Origin of the sequence: Amaricoccus sp., assembly GCF_036846665.1 — a bacterium.
GTDB lineage: Bacteria > Pseudomonadota > Alphaproteobacteria > Rhodobacterales > Rhodobacteraceae > Amaricoccus.
The window spans coordinates 1-3,768 of the sequence record NZ_DAIUBO010000316.1 but is presented as its reverse complement, the minus strand read 5'-3'; the positions used below and the strand labels follow the sequence as shown (position 1 = coordinate 3,768).

Annotated in this window: 3 protein-coding genes; all 3 read right to left on the bottom strand. The window is 73.8% G+C overall.

Going from position 1 to position 3,768, the window contains the following annotated elements:
* Positions 1–163: 163 nt before the first annotated feature.
* Positions 164–2,035, bottom strand: coding sequence for an SLC13 family permease (locus tag V7050_RS19450; protein ID WP_324370365.1), 1,872 nt, complete (start codon positions 2,033–2,035; stop codon positions 164–166).
* A gap of 58 nt (positions 2,036–2,093) precedes the next feature.
* Positions 2,094–2,675, bottom strand: coding sequence for a glycerol-3-phosphate 1-O-acyltransferase PlsY (gene plsY / locus V7050_RS19445; RefSeq protein WP_324370367.1), 582 nt, complete (start codon positions 2,673–2,675; stop codon positions 2,094–2,096).
* A partial coding sequence (gene pyrC / locus V7050_RS19440) for a dihydroorotase (RefSeq protein ID WP_324411071.1) occupies positions 2,675–3,768 on the bottom strand: 1,094 nt, incomplete at its 5' end. The genes pyrC and plsY, both read right to left, overlap by 1 nt.

The window sequence follows — 3,768 nt, the reverse complement described above, 5'->3', positions numbered from 1 at the left end:
CCGCGCCGGCCCTGCCGGGGGCCGGCGCGCAAGCGCACCGTCCAGGGCCGACGCGCCCCGATCCCCGACCGGTGGTGAAACTGCACCCCCCTCGCTCTGCGGCCCGCACACCCCTGCCCGGAGGGTCAGCCTCAGGATCGGTCAATCGGAAGGGCCGCTGGTATCAGAGCCCCCAGACCAGCAGGATCATCGGGATGCCGACGAGCGTGACGAGGATCTCGATCGGCAGGCCGAGCCGCCAGTAATCGCCGAAGCGGAAGCCGCCGGGGCCGAGGATCAGCGTGTTGTTCTGGTGGCCGATCGGCGTGAGGAAGGCGCAGGAGCCGCCGATCGCCACGGCCATGAAGAAGGCGTCCGGATTGACCTCGAGCGCGCGCGCCGCGCCATAGGCGATCGGCGCCATCACCGCCACGGTGGCGGCGTTGTTCATCACGTCCGAGAGCGTCATCGTCACCAGCAGCACCAGCACCAGGGCCGGGACCGGCGCGCTCCGGGCGACGTTCTCGACGAGGAAGCGCGCGACGACCTCCGCCGCGCCGGTGGTGAGCATGGCGCCGGCGACGGGCAGCAGGCAGGCCAGCAGCACGATCACCGACCAGTCGATCGCCTCATAGGCCTCCCGCGGCGGCACCACCCGGGTCACCATCGCCGCCAGCACCCCGGCCATGAAGGCGACGGGTGCGGAAACCGCGCCGCTCGCCGCCGCAGCGACCGCCGCGAGCAGGATGCCGGAGGCCAGCAGCGCCAGCCGGCGGTCCGGCAGGCGCAGGTCCCGCGTCGCCAGCGGCAGACAGCCGAAATCGGCGGCAAATTCGGCCGCCGCCTCGGCCGGGCCCTGGAGCAGCAGGACGTCGCCCGCTTCGATCGGCGTGGTGCGCAGCCGGCCGACCCGGCGCGTTCCCTCATGGGAGATCGCGAGCAGGTTGACGTGGTAGCGCAGCCGCAGGTTGACGCCCTGGGCGGTGCGGCCGATGATCGCGGCATTCGGGGCGACCACGAATTCGAGCAGCCGGATGTCCTCGTCCTCGCCGCCGGACCTGTCCGGCTTTTCCTTGGCTTCGGGCGCGTCGGCGGCTCGCCGGGCGGGGTCGGCGCCCTTGCCGCCGTCGGCGGACGGCTCCTCGTCCTGGGGCTTCTCGGGGGCCGCGATGGCTTCGGCCAGCCCGAGGCCGAGCGTGCCGAGCGCGTCCGAGAGCCCGTCGGGTTCCGCCACGAGCACCAGGATGTCGCCTTCCCGGATCGCGAGATCCGGGCGCGGGGCGCGAAGGCGGACCTCCCGGCGCACGATGCCCAGCACCTGCACATTGGCGTCGCGCACCGCATCCTCGACCGCGCGCACCGACATGCCCACCGCCTTGGCGCCCTCGGGAACCCGGGCCTCGGTCAGATAGGCGCCCGAATCGAAGCCCTCGGTGCCGGCCCGCTTGCGCGCCGGCACCAGCCGCCAGCCGACGAGGGCGATGAAGGCGATGCCGGCGAGCGCGATGGCGAGCCCGACCGGCGTGAAGTCGAACATGCCGTAGCCCGCGCCGAGCGTGTCGCGGCGGTAGCCGGAGACGATGAGGTTCGGCGGCGTGCCGATCAGCGTGGTCATGCCGCCGAGGATCGAGCCGAAGGCGAGCGGCATGAGCAGCTGTCCCGGCGGCAGGTCCTGCCGCGCCGAGGCCTGGATCGCCACGGGCATGAGCAGCGCGAGCGCGCCCACGTTGTTCATGAAGGCAGAAAGCCCCGCCGCGAGCGCGGTGAGGATGGCGATGCTGGTCGCCGGCGTCGCCTCCGAAGGCAGCACCCGGCGCGCCAGCACGTCGACCGCGCCCGAGCTCTGCAACCCGCGGCTGAGCACCAGCACCCCCGCGACGGTGATCACCGCCGGATGGCCGAAGCCGGCGAAGGCGGCGTCGCTCGGCACGAGGCCCGCGAGCACGCTGGCGATCAGGGCGGCGAGCGCCACCACGTCGTGGCGCCAGCGGCCCCAGGCGAAGAGCGCGACGGTGCCGGCGAGGATCGCGAGAATGAGTGTCTGGTCGATGTCCAAGCGCCTGCCCCCGGCCTGGGCGCCAAGGTTGCAGATCGCAGGCCGGCGTCAACCGCCCTCAGGACCTGCCGCCGATCTTCGGCTCCGATCCGCTGCGCAGCCGGGCGATGTTCGCGCGGTGGCGCAGCCAGACCAGGGCCGCGAGGGCGATGGCGAGCGGGATCGCCGCGCCGGGTCCGAGCAGGGCGAGCCAGAACGGGACCGCGGCGGTGGCGACGAGCGCGGCCAGCGAGGAATAGCGCAGCACCAGCGCCGTCGCGAGCCAGGTGCCGCAGGCGGCGAGGCCCACCGGCCAGGCGAGCGCCAGCATGATGCCGAGATAGGTCGCGACCCCCTTGCCGCCCTTGAAGCGCAGCCAGACCGGAAAGAGATGGCCGAGGAAGGCGCCGAGCCCGGCCACCATCGCCGCCGTCTCGCCGGCGAAATGCCGCGCGAGCAGCACCGCGGCGGCACCCTTGCCGGCATCGAGCAGCAGCGTCGCCGCGGCGGCGCCCTTGTTGCCGGTCCTGAGCACGTTGGTGGCGCCGATGTTGCCCGAGCCGATGGCGCGCAGGTCGCCCAAGCCCAGCCCGCGGGTGATCACCAGGCCGAAGGGGATCGAGCCGAGCAGATAGGCGAGTAGGAATGTCGCGACGAGCATCAGGGCGCCTCCCTCGAATGGACCTCGCGGCCGCCGACCCAGGTGGCCAGCACGCGGCCCTGCAGGCGGCGCAGGTCGTAGGGCGTGTTCTTGGACTTCGAGCGCAGGGTCGCGCGGTCGAGCACGAAGGGCGTGTCGGGGTCGAAGAGCACGAGATCGGCCGGGGCGCCGGGGGCGAGGCGGCCCGCATCGAGGCCGAGCAGCCGCGCGGGATTGAGCGCGAGCGCCCGCCAGAGCGCGGGGAGCGTGAGGTGGCCGCCGTGGTGGAGCTGCATCGCCGCCGGCAGCAGGGTCTCGAGCCCGACCGCGCCGGAGGCCGCCTCCTCGAAGGGCAGGCGCTTCTCCTCCTCGTCCTGGGGCGTGTGGAAGGAGCCCACCACGTCGATCAGCCCCTCGGCGAGGGCCTCGACCATCGCCACCCGGTCGTCCTCCGAGCGCAGCGGCGGCGTGAGCTTGAAGAAGGTCCGGTAATCCCCGATGTCGAGCTCGTTGAGGGTCAGGTGGTGGATCGAGACCCCGGCCGTCACCCGAAGCCCCGCGCGCTTCGCCCGCGCCAGCGCCGGCAGCGCCGCGGCGGCCGAGATCTGGTCGGCGTGGTAGCGCGCGCCGGTGACCTCGGCGAGCGCCAGGTCCCGCTCGAGCCCGATGCGCTCGGCCACCGGCGGCACGTCCGGCAGCCCGAGCATGCTGGCGTAGAGGCCGGTGGTCACGCAGGCGCCGGCGCTCAGCCGCGGCTCCTGCGGATGCCCGACCACCAGCGCCCCGAGCCCGGCGGCATAGGCGAGGCAGCGCTGGAACACCCGGGCGTCCGCCACGGCGCGCGTGTCGGTGAAGGCCACCGCGCCCGCGTCCATCAGGAACCCGATCTCGGTCATCTCCCGGCCGTCGCGATCCTTGGTCAGCGCCGCCATCGGCAGCACGTTGACCGGGCTCGTCCCCACCGCCCGGCGCTGCTGGAATTCGAGCGCCTCGGGCGTGTCGATCGCGGGCAGGGTGTCGGGCCGCGTCACCATCGTGGTGACGCCCCCCGCGGCGGCGGCCGCACCGGCGGTGCGAAAGCTCTCCTTGTGCCGCTCGCCCGGCTCGCCGACCT

Bases quoted from the DNA above. Each gene is read 5' to 3' on its own strand.
- plsY (WP_324370367.1), bottom strand. From the start codon at position 2,675: ATGCTCGTCGCGACATTCCTACTCGCCTATCTGCTCGGCTCGATCCCC.